Origin of the sequence: Alloalcanivorax venustensis ISO4 (assembly GCF_015356855.1) — a bacterium.
GTDB lineage: Bacteria > Pseudomonadota > Gammaproteobacteria > Pseudomonadales > Alcanivoracaceae > Alloalcanivorax > Alloalcanivorax venustensis.
Genome location: NZ_ARXR01000008.1, coordinates 134,361 through 147,978 on the forward strand (window position 1 = coordinate 134,361; position 13,618 = coordinate 147,978).

Annotated in this window: 10 protein-coding genes and 1 tRNA gene; 9 read left to right on the top strand and 2 right to left on the bottom strand. The window is 67.1% G+C overall.

Translation table 11 applies throughout. From position 1 onward, the window contains the following. Positions 1-3: 3 nt before the first annotated feature. The 9 genes from ISO4_RS07225 (at position 4) to galE (ending at position 12,006) form a co-directional block, all read left to right on the top strand. Entirely contained in the window at positions 4-1,179 is a 1,176-nt protein-coding gene (locus tag ISO4_RS07225) for a DegT/DnrJ/EryC1/StrS family aminotransferase (protein WP_194855707.1), read from the top strand. Beyond that, on the top strand, positions 1,179-1,961 hold the full coding sequence (locus ISO4_RS07230; protein ID WP_194855708.1) for an ElyC/SanA/YdcF family protein: 783 nt from the start codon (positions 1,179-1,181) through the stop codon (positions 1,959-1,961). The genes ISO4_RS07225 and ISO4_RS07230 overlap by 1 nt, the downstream gene beginning before the upstream one ends. A gap of 97 nt (positions 1,962-2,058) precedes the next feature. Then, on the top strand, positions 2,059-4,035 hold the full coding sequence (locus ISO4_RS07235) for a polysaccharide biosynthesis protein (protein WP_228547981.1): 1,977 nt from the start codon (positions 2,059-2,061) through the stop codon (positions 4,033-4,035). A gap of 476 nt (positions 4,036-4,511) precedes the next feature. After that, entirely contained in the window at positions 4,512-5,474 is a 963-nt protein-coding gene (locus ISO4_RS07240) for a UTP--glucose-1-phosphate uridylyltransferase (RefSeq protein WP_194855709.1), read from the top strand. A gap of 2 nt (positions 5,475-5,476) precedes the next feature. Then, complete coding sequence (locus ISO4_RS07245; protein WP_194855710.1) at positions 5,477-6,757, top strand: UDP-glucose dehydrogenase family protein; 1,281 nt, start codon at positions 5,477-5,479, stop codon at positions 6,755-6,757. Between the two features lie 34 nt (positions 6,758-6,791). Further along, entirely contained in the window at positions 6,792-8,423 is a 1,632-nt protein-coding gene (gene pgi / locus ISO4_RS07250; RefSeq protein ID WP_194855711.1) for a glucose-6-phosphate isomerase, read from the top strand. A 35-nt stretch (positions 8,424-8,458) separates the two neighbouring features. Beyond that, entirely contained in the window at positions 8,459-9,853 is a 1,395-nt protein-coding gene (locus tag ISO4_RS07255; RefSeq protein WP_194855712.1) for a phosphomannomutase/phosphoglucomutase, read from the top strand. Between the two features lie 113 nt (positions 9,854-9,966). Further along, positions 9,967-10,932 carry a phosphohexomutase domain-containing protein gene (locus tag ISO4_RS07260; protein ID WP_194855713.1) on the top strand — a complete coding sequence of 322 codons (966 nt, stop codon included), beginning with the start codon at positions 9,967-9,969 and terminating at the stop codon, positions 10,930-10,932. A 57-nt stretch (positions 10,933-10,989) separates the two neighbouring features. Next, positions 10,990-12,006 carry a UDP-glucose 4-epimerase GalE gene (gene galE / locus ISO4_RS07265; protein WP_194855714.1) on the top strand — a complete coding sequence of 339 codons (1,017 nt, stop codon included), beginning with the start codon at positions 10,990-10,992 and terminating at the stop codon, positions 12,004-12,006. Positions 12,007-12,247: 241 nt separating this feature from the next. Here the strand turns inward: galE and ISO4_RS07270 are convergent. Continuing rightward, positions 12,248-12,323 (bottom strand) — tRNA-Asn (locus ISO4_RS07270). Positions 12,324-12,391: 68 nt separating this feature from the next. Continuing rightward, positions 12,392-13,582, bottom strand: a complete 1,191-nt coding sequence (locus tag ISO4_RS07275; protein WP_142948450.1) for a pyridoxal phosphate-dependent aminotransferase — start codon at positions 13,580-13,582, stop codon at positions 12,392-12,394. Positions 13,583-13,618: the final 36 nt, after the last annotated feature.

Below are 13,618 nucleotides of genomic sequence, written 5' to 3' on the forward strand. Positions count from 1 at the left end.
TCTATGTTGAACGGACCTTTCCCGCCCTGGCCGAGCTATAGCGAGGAAGAAGCGGACGCCGCCCGCCGGGTGCTGCTCTCCAACCGGGTCAACTACTGGACCGGTGAAGAGGGGCGTCATTTCGAGCGCGAGTTCGCCGCTTTTGCCGGCACCGAGCATGCGGTGGCCGTGGCGAACGGGACCCTGGCGCTGGATCTCGCGCTGCGTGGGCTGGACATCGGCCCGGGCGATGAGGTGATTGTCCCCCCGCGCACCTATCTCGCCACTGCCAGCGCGGTGGTGAACGCCGGCGCCCGGCCGGTATTCGCCGACGTGGACCGGGATTCCCAGAATCTCACCGCCGCCACTGTGGCGGCGGCACTGACGCCGGCGACGAAAGCCATCCTGTGCGTGCATCTGGGCGGCTGGCCCTGCGATATGGACGCCCTGGGCGCGCTGGCGGAAGAACACGGGCTGTGGCTGATCGAGGACTGCGCCCAGGCCCATGGCGCCACCTGGAAAGGCCGCCCGGTGGGCAGTCTGGGACATGTGGGCTGCTGGTCGTTCTGCCAGGATAAGATTATGACCACGGGCGGCGAGGGCGGCATGGTCACCACCAACGATGCGGCGCTGTGGTCGCGGATGTGGAGTCTCAAGGACCACGGCAAGAGCTGGGAGGCGGTCTACGAGCGTGACCATCCCCCCGGTTTTCGCTGGCTGCACGAAAGCTTCGGCCATAACTGGCGACTCACCGAAATGCAGGCGGCCATCGGCCGCATTCAGCTACAGCGCATGGGCGAGTGGACCCGGCGCAGACAGGCACATTGTCAGACCCTGTGGGAGGCCGGCCGGCGTCTGCCGGGCCTGCGCGTCCCGGCACTGCCGGAAGCCGCGGCGCACGCCGGGTATAAAGGCTATGTGTTCGTGGAGCCGGAAGCATTGAACCCGGGCTGGAGCCGTGACCGGATCATGACCGCCGTGGTGGAGCGGGGCGTGCCATGCTTCTCCGGGTCCTGTTCCGAAGTGTACCTGGAGCGCTGTTTCCAGGACGCGGGGCTGGCGCCCGCACGGCCCCTGCCGGTGGCCCGTGAGCTCGGCGAGACCAGTCTTATGTTCTTGGTTCATCCCACCCTGGAGGACGCCCACATGCAACGCACCGTGGACGCTCTCGGTGAGGTAATGAACGAGGCCGCCCGCTGATGTCCTTCCAGCTGACCAAGCTGGCGGGCGCGCTGTTGATGCCGCTGCCGCTGATTCTTGGTCTGCTGATCCTCGGTTTGGTGCTGTTGTACCTGAACCGTGCCCGCCGGCTGAGTCTGGTGGCGCTTACGTCCGGGACGCTCCTGCTGTTGCTGTTGTCGGTGCCGCTGCTGCCTCGACAGGCTGCCACCGCCATAGAGAACGACTACCCGCGTCTCTGGATGCCGCCGGACGCTTCCTGGGTGGTGGTGCTCGGCGCGGGCTCGCGGCCCGACCCGTCTTTATCTCCGGTGAGCCGCCTGTCCACGAACTCCCTGCACCGACTGGCCGAGGGGGTGCGGCTTTACCGGCAGTTGCCGGCGGCGACATTGATCGTGACCGGAGGTGTACCGGATGTCACCGAGCACACCTTGACCACGGCGGACGATCTGGCAACCGTGGCGGCGTCCTGGGGCGTGCCGCCGGAAGCTATTTTGCGTGCCCGCGAGCCGGTCAATACTGAAGCTGAGGCGGACGCGGTGGCGCGCTGGGTAAAACCCGGCGAACTTATGATTCTGGTGACCTCGGCCCTGCATATGCGCCGTGCGGTGGCACTGTTCGACGAAAAAGGGCTGGCGGTGGTGCCGGCGCCTACTCAGGGTCTGGTGCCGGACGGTGTGGTCGGCAATCAGATACCCAGATCAGGCAACATCAGTCTTATGGAACGAAGTCTCAAAGAGATCATCGGCCTGTGGTGGGCGAGGCTGAGGGGGGAGGCCGGGGCGCCGCGGGAGACCGAGTAGCTGAAGCGCCTGCTGCCAAGATGCGCTAACCTTGCTTGTAAGGTGTGTATCGGGTGAAGATGCGCGCCGCCGGCCCCGGATGTGGAGTGAATCGCCGTTGAAAGCGCTGTTGTATAAGGTTGCTGCCCTGGTGCTGCGCTGTAATAGGTCGCAGAAGCGGGCGATTATGATGCTCTGCGATGCCGTGGCGCTGCCGATACTGCTGTGGGTGGCCTTCGCCCTGCGCTACAGCTCCGTGACCCCGCCGGTGGACGGCAACTGGATATTCGCCGCCGCCACCATCTCGTCTCTGCTTTCGCTATACGCCTTCGGCTTCTACCGGCCGATGGTGCGCTATTTGGGCGCTGAGGCCGCCAAGTCCGTTTTCACGGGCATGGCCGCCTCCGTCGTGGCTCTGGCGGCTCTCTCCTACATGGTACCGGTCATGGTGCCGCGCTCGGTCTTCATTATTTTCTGGCTGTTGGGTTGCGGTTATCTGGGTGTGAGCCGTTATCTGGCGCGTCGCTGGCTGGGGCGCTTGTCCACCCGTGGACTGCAGCGGCGCCCCGTGGCGGTGTTCGGCGGCGGCAGTGCCGGTGCTCAGCTCGTCGCCGCGCTGCAGGCGGGCCGCGAATTGTGTCCGGTGCTGGTGGTGGACGACGACCTGGGTAAGCAGGGCACTCTGCTGAGCGGTGTGCCGGTGGTCAGCCGGCAAGGCTTGAGCGAGGCGGTCCGCCGCGGCCGCTTGGACACCGTCCTGCTGGCAATGCCCACCATGCCCCGGCACCGGCGTATTGCGCTGGTCAACTGGCTTGAGCAGCTTAATGTTCGGGTGCAGACGGTGCCCACTTTCAGCGATATCGCCAGCGGTCGCGCCCGTCTCACCGAGATCCAGGACGTGGTGATCGAGGATCTTCTGGGCCGCGATACCGTTCCGCCGAGGCGGGATTTGCTGGGTCGCTGCATTACCGGCAAGAGTGTGGTGGTCACCGGAGCGGGGGGCTCCATCGGTTCCGAACTCTGCCGTCAGATCATCAAGCTGGCGCCCAGCCACCTGGTGCTCCTGGAACAGAGCGAAGTGGCCCTCTACAACATAGAGATGGAACTGGCGGACCTGATCCAGCGCCATCACTTCGACCTTAAGCTGGTCGCCATGCTCGGTTCCGTGGTGGATCCGGGGCATGTGGAACGGCTATGCCGCGAATTCGACGTGGATACGCTGTATCACGCCGCCGCCTATAAACACGTCCCCATCGTTGAGGAGAACCCCGCCGCCGGCGTGCGCAACAATATTCTGGGCACGCTGGCCGCGGCCCAGGGCGCGGAAGCCGCCGGCGTCAGCCACTTCATCCTGGTTTCCACCGACAAGGCGGTGCGCCCCACCAATGTGATGGGCGCCACCAAGCGCTTCTCCGAACTGGTTCTGCAGGCCATGGCGGGGCGGGGCAGCAGCACGGTTTTCTCCATGGTCCGCTTCGGTAACGTGCTGGGCTCCTCCGGATCGGTGGTGCCGCTGTTCCGCGAGCAGATCCGCCGTGGTGGGCCGGTGACGGTGACGCACCCCGATGTGATTCGCTACTTCATGACCATCCCCGAAGCCGCCCAGCTGGTGATCCAGGCCGGTGCCATGGCCAAGGGCGGTGAGGTGTTCGTGCTGGACATGGGCGAGCCGGTGCGGATTCTCGATCTGGCGCAGACCATGATCCGCCTGATGGGGCTGTCGGTGCGCGACGAGTCCAACCCGGACGGTGATATAGAGATTGTATTCAGTGGCTTGCGGCCCGGGGAGAAGCTCTTCGAAGAACTGCTGATCGGTGACGCCAGTGTGCGAACCGAGCATGAAATGATCATGCAGGCCCACGAAGAGGCGCTTTCCAGCGAGGAAGTCGCGGCGGCCTTGCAGGCTTTACGCGCGGTTCTGGATCGGGGCCAGTCGGCGTCGTTGAAAGCGCTGCTGTGCCGGTACGTCAACGGCTACCGGCCCCGCGAAGAGGTCGAGGGCGAGGATCCGGAGTTGCCCTGCATTGAGGCCGATGAGACGGCCGCCGGCGCCACCACGACGGCCGCGGCCGCGTCCGGAAAGGGCGTCCATTAAAAAAGGGCGCCATAAAGGCGCCCCGGGCTCGAAGTGACGGAGACTCTTAAGACATCACTACGATACTTCGCGGTCCGGCCACGTCCCTGTCGTTACTGTCCATTCCGCGAAGCGCAAGAGCCTGCCACTATGAGACTCCGGTCTCAATTCACAGCCTGATACTTTCTGTATACCCCCTGCCTGCTCCCTGCCTTCTTCCCGTCCATAAAAAAGGCGCCCGTGGGCGCCTGAAGTCACACAAAACGACTGTGAAACGATGCCCCGGGGCCTACGGGAAGGGGGTAAGATAACCCCGGGACACTCTGGAATTCTGGCATTTTGTGATGTGTATCACAATATTAAACTCCTTTACTGATGGGCAGGTGTGGCCGTGATACCTCGACAACTGACATTTGCAGCGGCATGCTTTGCTCCCGCGCTTGGTGGCGTCCCGATTCGGTTGGGCGCCTTATTCTGACAAGGAGGTAAGCGACCCCGTGATTCGTAAAGCGGTGATTCCCGTGGCCGGCTTCGGCACCCGCATGCTGCCGGCGTCCAAGTCGATCCCCAAAGAGATGCTGCCGGTGGTGGACCGGCCGGCCATCGCCTATGTGGTGGACGAAGCGGTGCGCGCGGGCATTACCGAAATCATTCTGGTCAGCCACGCCAGCAAGAGCGCGGTGGAGAATTATTTCGACGGCCATCCGGAGCTGGAAGCGCAGCTGGAAGCCAAGGGCAAGACCGACCTGCTGGAGCAGGTGCGCCACCCGCTGCCGGACGGCGTGCAGGTGGTGAGCGTGCGCCAGGGGCCGCCGCTGGGCCTGGGCCACGCGGTGCACGCCGCCCACCAGCTGGTGGGCGATGAGCCGTTCGTGGTGATTCTGCCCGACGTGCTGGTGGACGCGCTGGACGACACCGACGACCTGACCGCCATGGTGCGCCGCTTCGAGGAGAGCGGCGCCGCCCAGATCATGGTGGAGGCGGTGCCCGACGACCGCGTCGACCAGTACGGCATCGCCGAGCTGGACGGCCCATCGCCGGCGCCGGGGGCGAGCGCGCCGATGCGCGCGGTGGTGGAGAAGCCCAAGCCCGCTAACGCGCCCTCCAACCTGTCGGTGGTGGGCCGCTATGTGCTGCCCGCGGGCATCATGGGCCTGCTCGCCGAGACCGCGCCGGGCGCCGGCGGCGAGATCCAGCTCACCGATGCGATCGCCGACCTGATCGCCCGCCAGCCGGTGGAAGCCTACGCCATGCGCGGCCGCACCTTCGACTGCGGCAGCAAGGCCGGCTACCTCCAGGCGATCCTCCACTACGCCGCCAAGGACCCTGATCTGGCAGAGATCGTTGTGGGAGCGGGCCTTGTGGGAGCGGGCCCAGCCCGCGAAAGGGAGCAAAGCGACCGGCAGGATCCCAGAGCCCCCTCTAAAGACGCTCCGTCAGGCGATGGGAGCAGGGACTAGCCATGCGAATCGATGTGTTCGGCGATACGCTCTGTGCGTCCGTGACCGCCGCCGCCTTGGCGCAGAGCGGCCATGAGGTGTGCTGGTTCATCCCCGAGGGCCGGGTGCTGGACGCGGTCAACGAGGGCCGGGTGCCGTACCGCGAGCCGGGGCTCGGCGAGCTGCTCGGTGAGCAGCGTGCCGCCGGGCGGCTGCGCTGCGAGCCGATGACGCTGAACGGCGCGCCGGCGGCGCCGGCGGTGTTCCTGGCGCTGCAGCCCGGCGCCCAGGCGCTGGCCGGGGAGATCGCCGACTGGCTGGCCGGGTCCGGCGCCTGCGGTCTGCTGGTCAACCAGAGCGTGTTCCCGGTGGGCACCAGCGAGGCCCTGCAGGGGCGGCTCGCCGAGGCGCGCAGCCCGGCGCGGGTGGTGGCGCTGCCGGAGACCCTGCAGGAAGGCGTGGCGATCGACAGCTTCCTGCGCCCGCACCATATTCTGCTGGGCTGCGACGACCCCCAGGCGGAAACCCTGATGCGCGAGATCCTGCGCCCGTTCAACCGGCGCCGCGATGTGATCCGCGTGATGGGCCTGCGCGAAGCGGAATTCACCAAGCTGGCGATCAGTGGCATGCTCGCCACCCGGCTCAGCTATATGAACGACATGGCGCTGCTGGCGGAGCAGCTCGACGTGGACATCGACACGGTGCGCCAGGGCGTCGGTTCCGACCCGCGCATCGGCGAAGCCTATCTGTACGCGGGCTGCGGTTTCGGCGGCTCCGGTTTCAGCCGCGACGTGATGAGCCTCACCGACACCCTGCGCAGCAAGGAAGTGAGCGCCAAGCTGCTGGAACAGGTGATGGAGATCAACGAGCGCCAGAAGGAGGTGCTGTTCCGGCGCTTCTGGCGCCACTTCGAAGGCGAAGTGGCCGGGCGCCGGGTGGCGATCTGGGGCGCCGCCTTTAAGCCCGGCTCCGACCGGGTGGACAACGGCCCGGCGCTGAAGCTGATCGAGGCGCTGTGGGCCCAGGACGTGCAGGTGCACGTGCACGACCCGCTGGCGCTGCCGGAACTGGAGGCCTGGGCCGGTGGCCACCCGGATCTGATTCTGCACGACGACCCCTATCAGGCGGCGGCGGAGGCGGATGCGCTGATGCTGGTGACCGAGTGGAAACAGTACTGGAGCCCGGACTGGTCGCGCCTGCGCGACAGCATGGGCACGCCGCTGATCCTGGATGGGCGTAATATTTACGACCCCGACTATGTGCGCGGCCAGGGTCTGCTGTATCACGGCATCGGCCGGGGCTGACCCGCCGCCGAGCGAGACGAAGAGGAAAGACAGGATGTTGCCCGACCACTTCAGCGCCGCGGAACGGCCGGTGCGCCAGGCCCTGGCGGACCACGCCGGCAAGGCGCGCCACTGGCACCTGGCGGATCTGTTCGCCGACGACGCCGGGCGTTTCGAGACGCTCAGCCGGGAGTGCTGCGGCCTGCTGGTGGACTACAGCAAGCAGCGCCTGACCGGCGAGACCCTGGATCTGCTGCGGGAACTGGCCCGCGCCCGCGACCTGGAGGGCTGGATCCGCGCCCTGTTCGAGGGCAGCGACGTGAACTGGACCGAAGCGCGCCCGGCGCTGCACTGGCGTCTGCGCGAGCAGGCCGCCGCCGCGCCGGAGGTGCACGACCAGCTGGCGCGCATGGGCGAGATCGTCGACCAGGTTCTGCGCGGCCAGTGGCGCGGCTGCCACGGCGACGCCATCACCGACGTGGTCAACGTGGGCGTGGGCGGCTCGGACCTGGGGCCGCTGATGGCGTCCTACGCGCTGGCTGATTTCCGCCCGGAGCACGGCCGCCGGCCCAACCTGCATTTCGTGTCGTCCATGGACGGCAGCCAGATCGCGCCGCTGCTCAATGATCTCAACCCGGCCACCACGCTGATCGTGGTGTCGTCCAAATCCTTCACCACCCTGGATACCCTGGCCAACGCGGAGACCGCCCGCGCCTGGCTGGAGCGGGCCTTCCCCGACCAGCAGCGGGCGCTGATGCGCTGCCATTTCGTGGGCGTGTCCGCCAACCCGGAAAAAATGAGCGAGTGGGGCATCCACCCCTGCAACCAGCTGCTGTTCTGGGAATGGGTGGGCGGCCGCTTCTCGCTGTGGTCGGCGATCGGCCTGCCGATCGCGCTGACCGTGGGCATGCAGGGTTTCCACGAGCTGCTGGAAGGCGCCCGGGAGATGGACCGGCACTTCCGCGAGGCGCCGCTGGCGGACAACCTGCCGGTGATTCTCGGGCTGGTGGACGTCTGGAACATTAACTTCCTGGACATCACCGCCCGGGCGGTGCTGCCCTACGATGGCCGGCTCAAGCATTTTCCGTCCTACCTGGAACAGCTGGAGATGGAATCCAACGGCAAGTCGGTGACCCGCGACGGCACGCCGGTGGATTACCACACCTGCCCGGTGATCTGGGGCGAGGTGGGCTCCAACGCCCAGCATGCGTTCTATCAGCTGCTGCATCAGGGCACCCAGCCGGTGGCCTGTGACTTTATCGTCGCCGGGCGCTATGTGCCGCCCCACGGCGATGCCGAAGGCGGCGAGCACCAGCGGCTGGCGCGCCAGCACCGGCTGACCCTGGCCAACTGCCTGGCGCAGTCGCGGCTGCTGGCGCTGGGCGGCCGGGCGCTGCCCGACGACCAGCACGACCAGCCCGCCTTCAAGCAGTACCGGGGCAACCAGCCCAGCACCACCCTGATGCTGGACGAGCTGTCGCCGCGCCGGCTGGGCAGCCTGGTGGCGCTCTACGAGCACAAGGTGTTCGTGGAATCGGTGCTGTGGGGCATCAACCCGTTCGACCAGTGGGGCGTGGAGATGGGCAAGGTGATCGCCCGCGACATGGTGCCGGTGCTGGAAACCGGCGACGGCCTGGACGGGCTGGACGCCTCCACCCGGGGCCTGGTGCGCCGCGCCCGCTCCTGACTTTTGACGCCAACGTTTTCGGTAAAGGACACAGCATGGCTTCCGATTTTTCCGCCTCCGAGCTTTCCGACTCCCTGTTCCGCGCCTACGACATCCGCGGCATCTTTGATGACACCCTGACCCTGGAGGCGGCGCGCCTGATCGGCCGCGCCATCGGTTCGGAAGTGCGCCGCCAGGGCGGTGACACCCTGGCGCTGGCCCGTGACGGCCGCCTGTCCGGCCCGGCCCTGCTGGATGCCCTGGCGGAAGGCGTGCAGGCCTGCGGCTGCGCGGTGGTGGACCTGGGCATGGTGCCCACGCCGGTGCTGTATTTCGCCACCTGGCACTACCCGGGGGTCAATTCCGGGGTGATGGTCACCGGCAGCCACAACCCGCCGGACTACAACGGCTTCAAGATCGTGATCAACGGCACCACCCTGTCCGGCGACGCCATCCAGGCGCTCAAGCAGCGCATCCACGACCGGGATTTCAGCGAGGCGGACCGCCCCGCCGGCCGTGAGACGCGCGACGTGCTGCCGGCCTACCTGGACGCGCTGCTGGCGCGCCACCGCGCGCCGCGCCCGCTCAAGGTGGTGGTGGATTGCGGCAACGGCGTGTCCGGCGTGATCGCGCCGCGCGCGCTGCGCGAGATCGGCTATGACGTGGTGCCGCTGTTCGACGAGGTGGACGGCACCTTCCCCAACCACCACCCGGACCCGGGCGACCCGGAAAACCTGCGCGACCTGATGCGGGTGGTGGGGCAGGAGCGCGCCGACCTGGGCCTGGCCTTCGACGGCGACGGCGACCGGCTGGGCGTGGTGCTGCCCAACGGCACGGTGATCTACCCGGACATTCTGCTGATGGCGCTGGCCGAGGACATGGTGGCCCGCCACCCGGGCGCCAAGGTGATCTTCGACGTGAAGTGCACCGGCGCCCTGTTCGAGGTGATCCGCGCCGCCGGCGGCGAGCCGGAAATGTGGCGCACCGGCCACTCGCTGATCAAAGCGCGCATGAAGGAGACCGGCGCGCTGCTGGCCGGCGAAATGAGCGGCCACATCTTCTTCGGCGAGAACTGGTACGGCTTCGACGACGGCCTGCTGGCGGCGGTGCGGCTGCTGGACGTGCTGGGCCGCCAGGAGCAGGACGCCCAGGCGTTTTTCGAGCGCTTCCCGGCGCTGTGCACCACCCCGGAGATCCCCATCGAGGTCACCGAAGAGAACAAATTCCGCATCGTCGAATACCTGCAGAGTGAAGTGGAGTGGGGCGAGGGCGCGCGCACCGTGCTGGACGGCATCCGCATGGACTACGAGGACGGCTGGGGCCTGTGCCGGGCGTCCAACACCTCGCCCAAGCTGGTGACCCGCTACGAGGCCCGCGACGAGCGTGCGCTGGACGCCATCCGCGCCCGCTTTGAGGCGGCCATCCGCGAGGCCATCGACGCCGTCGGCTGATAACGGCCTTCCATCGGAAAATTGCAAAATCGAATCGGTTTGCGGCGCAATTCCCGCTCTTAACGGTCGGGAATTGCACAATGGCCCCCTAGCCATTGCGAAAGGATTCGATTATGAGCATTGCGGTTTTCGAGGCCGTACCGGACGACATTCCCCATGGCGTGCCGGACCAGGTGTTCCGCCGCCGCGACGTGCGCGGCCGCTACGGCGACACCCTGACCCTGGCCGGCGCCCGCCTGATCGGGCGCGCTTTCAGCGCCCAGGCGCGGGCGGAGGGCACCCTGCGGGTGCTGCTGGGCCGCGACGGGCGGCTGTCGTCGCCGGCGCTGGCCGAGGCGGTGACCGAGGGCCTGCGGGCCGGCGGCTGCGATGTGATCGACCTGGGCCTGGTGCCCACGCCGGTGCTTTATTTCGCCACCCACCACTACCCGGACACCAACGCCGGGGTGATGGTCACCGGCAGCCACCATCCCGCCGACTTCAACGGTTTCAAGTTCGTGCTCGGCGGTGCCGCCCTGGGCGGCGCCGGGCTGGCGTCGCTGCGTGAGCGGGTGCGCGGGCGCCGTTTCAGCGAGGGCGCCGGCGTCTACGAGCGCCGCGATGTGCTGCCCGCCTACCTTAACGCCATGCAGCGCCGCCACGAGCTGAGCCGGCCGATGAAGGTGGTGGTGGACTGCGGCAACGGCGCCGCCGCCGTGGCCGCCCCGGAAGCGCTGATGCTGATGGGCTGCGATGTGGTGCCGCTGTTCCTGGACGTGGACGGGCGCTTTCCCAACCACGCGCCGGACCCGGCGGACCCGGACACCCTGCACGATTTGCGGGTGACGGTGCGCGACGTCAACGCCGACCTGGGCCTGGCGTTCGACGGTGACGGCGACCGGCTGGGCGTGGTGCTGCCCGACGGCGAGCTGGTCTACCCGGACCTGCTGCTCAAGGCCGGCGGCGCCGGCAGCCCGCTGTTCTTCGGCGAGGAGTGCTACGGCTTCGGCGACGCCACCTTGGCCGCCGCCCGACTGCTCGGCCTGCTCAGCCGCCACCCCGGCCCCGCCGCCGACTTCTTCGCCCACGCGGACCTGTAGCGCTTGCCACCAATCCGCCTACAATAGCCCCACATTTGAAGGCGGAAAGGACACGCAATGAACACGGTTCTGGTTACCGGCGGCGCCGGTTACATCGGCTCGCACACGGTACTGTTGTTGCTGGAAGCGGGGCGCCGGGTGCTGGTGCTCGACAACCTCAGCAACAGCAGCCGCGAAGCCCTGGAGCGGGTGGCGGCGATCACCGGCAAGCGGGCCGAATTCGTGGAAGGGGACATTCGCGACACGGCGCTGCTGGACCGCCTGTTCCAGGAGCATGAGATCGGCTCGGTGATCCATTTCGCCGGGCTCAAGGCAGTGGGCGAATCGGTGGCCCAGCCGCTGCGCTACTACGACTGCAACGTGACCGGCTCGCTGCGCCTGCTGGAAGCCATGGACCGGGCCGGGGTGCGCAACCTGGTGTTCAGCTCCTCGGCGACGGTGTACGGCGACCCGGCCTCGGTGCCGATCCGCGAGGACTTTCCGCTCAGCGCCACCAACCCCTACGGCGCCACCAAGCTGCACATAGAGGACATGCTGCGCGACCTGCACCGCGCCGACCCGCGCTGGTCGGTGGCGCTGCTGCGCTATTTCAACCCGGTGGGCGCCCACGAAAGCGGCCGCATCGGCGAAGACCCCAACGGCGAGCCCAACAACCTGATGCCCTACGTGGCCCAGGTGGCGGTGGGCAAGCGCGAGCAGCTGCGGGTGTTCGGCGACGACTACGACACCCCGGACGGCACCGGGGTGCGCGACTACATCCACGTTATGGATCTGGCGGAAGGCCACCTGGCGGCGCTGGACGCCCTGGCCCGGGACGGCGGCCTGATCACCACCAACCTGGGCACCGGGCGCGGTTACAGCGTGCTGGAAATGGTGCGCGCCTTCGCCGCCGCCTCCGGCCGGGAAGTGCGCTACCAGATCGTCGAGCGGCGGCCCGGCGACGTGGCGTCCTGCTACGCCGACCCGGCCCACGCCAAACAGGTGCTGGGCTGGGAGGCGAAGCGCGGCATCGACACCATGTGCGCCGACCACTGGCGCTGGCAGAGCGAGAACCCCAACGGCTACCGCGGCTGACTTGTGGGAGCGGGCTTGTGGGAGCGGGCCCTTGTGGGAGCGGGCCCCGCCCGCGAAAGGCAAGCGGAGCTTGCCGGCAGGATTCCAGAGCGCGCTCTAACGGGAGCATGATCAGCGTTTCTGGGATCCTGCCGGGTGGCTATTGCCACCCTTTCGCGGGCGGGGCCCGCTCCTACGGACTTTTAACAGGCATTGGCCAAACAAAAAAAGGGCCTACCCGATGGGTAGGCCCTTTTTTGTTTGGCTCCGCCTGCTGGGCTCGAACCAGCGACATGCTGATTAACAGTCAGCTGCTCTACCAACTGAGCTAAGGCGGAATAACTTAAGGCGCGTATCTTAGTGTCGGTCCCGGGGGGCGTCAACCTCCCCGGGGCCTGTTTGCTGCTTATTTGCTCAGTGCTTTCTCGATACGGCTGATCGCTTCCACCAGCGTGTCCATGCCCACCGCGAAGGACAGGCGCAGGCAGCCCGGGGCGCCGAAGGCGGAACCGGGTACCAGGGCCACTTCGGCGGTTTCCAGCAGCTGGGCGGCCAGGTCGGTGCAGCTTTCCACACCGTCCATGTCGGCGATGGCGCCGGAGAAGTCCGGGAAGGCGTAGAAGGTGCCGTCACCGGGGGCGCAGGTGACGCCGGGCAGCTTGTTGAGGGCGTCCACCACATAGTCGTGGCGTTCCTTGAACGCTTTGACCATGTCCTTGACACACTGCTGGTCGCCGGACAGCGCCGCTTCGGCGGCGGCCTGGCTGATCGAGGCCGGGTTGGAGGTGCTCTGGCTCTGCACCTTCTTCATGGCCGCGATCAGCTTCTGCGGGCCGCCGGCGTAGCCGATCCGCCAGCCGGTCATGGAGTAGGCCTTGGAAACGCCGTTCATCACCACGGTGCGGTCGTACAGCTCCGGGCAGGCGTTGACGATGTTCACGAACGGCTGGCCGGTCCAGAGGATGTGCTCGTACATGTCGTCGGTGGCGATGACGATGTCCGGGTGCTTTTTCAGCACCTCGCCCAGGGCGGCCAGTTCCTCTTTGGAGTAGGCCATGCCCGACGGGTTGGAGGGGCTGTTGATCACGAACAGGCGGGTTTTCGGCGTGATCGCCTGTTCCAGCTGCTGCGGGGTGATCTTGAAGCGGCTGTCCAGGTCGGTTTCCAGGATCACCGGAACGCCGCCGGCCACTTTCACCATGTCCGGGTAGCTGACCCAGTAGGGCGCCGGGATGATCGCTTCGTCACCGTCGTTGAGCAGCGCCAGGGCCATGTTGAAGAAGCTCTGCTTGCCGCCGCTGGAGACCAGGATCTGGCCGGCTTCGTAGTCCAGGCCGTTTTCACGCTTGAACTTGTCGATCACGGCCTTCTTGAGACCGGGAGTGCCGTCCACCGGGGTATACTTGGTTTTACCGGCGTTGATCGCCTCAATGGCGGCCTGTTTGATATGATCCGGCGTATCGAAGTCCGGCTCGCCCGCACCCAATCCAATGATGTCCTTACCCTGGGCCCGTAATTCCGCTGCTTTGGAAGTAATCGCCAGAGTGGGGGAAGGTTTGATGCGTTGTACGCGGTCGGAGAGGTTGATATCGGACATGCACTCCTCATTTCTCTAATGAGTTCGGGCCGCGCC

Excerpts from the sequence above, each read along its gene's own strand:
- ISO4_RS07225 (WP_194855707.1), top strand. The coding sequence starts at position 4 with ATGTTGAACGGACCTTTCCCGCCCTGGCCGAGCTATAGCGAGGAAGAA.
- ISO4_RS07230 (WP_194855708.1), top strand. The coding sequence starts at position 1,179 with ATGTCCTTCCAGCTGACCAAGCTGGCGGGCGCGCTGTTGATGCCGCTG.
- ISO4_RS07245 (WP_194855710.1), top strand. The coding sequence starts at position 5,477 with ATGCGAATCGATGTGTTCGGCGATACGCTCTGTGCGTCCGTGACCGCC.
- pgi (WP_194855711.1), top strand. The coding sequence starts at position 6,792 with ATGTTGCCCGACCACTTCAGCGCCGCGGAACGGCCGGTGCGCCAGGCC.
- ISO4_RS07255 (WP_194855712.1), top strand. The coding sequence starts at position 8,459 with ATGGCTTCCGATTTTTCCGCCTCCGAGCTTTCCGACTCCCTGTTCCGC.
- ISO4_RS07260 (WP_194855713.1), top strand. The coding sequence starts at position 9,967 with ATGAGCATTGCGGTTTTCGAGGCCGTACCGGACGACATTCCCCATGGC.
- galE (WP_194855714.1), top strand. The coding sequence starts at position 10,990 with ATGAACACGGTTCTGGTTACCGGCGGCGCCGGTTACATCGGCTCGCAC.
- ISO4_RS07275 (WP_142948450.1), bottom strand. The coding sequence starts at position 13,582 with ATGTCCGATATCAACCTCTCCGACCGCGTACAACGCATCAAACCTTCC.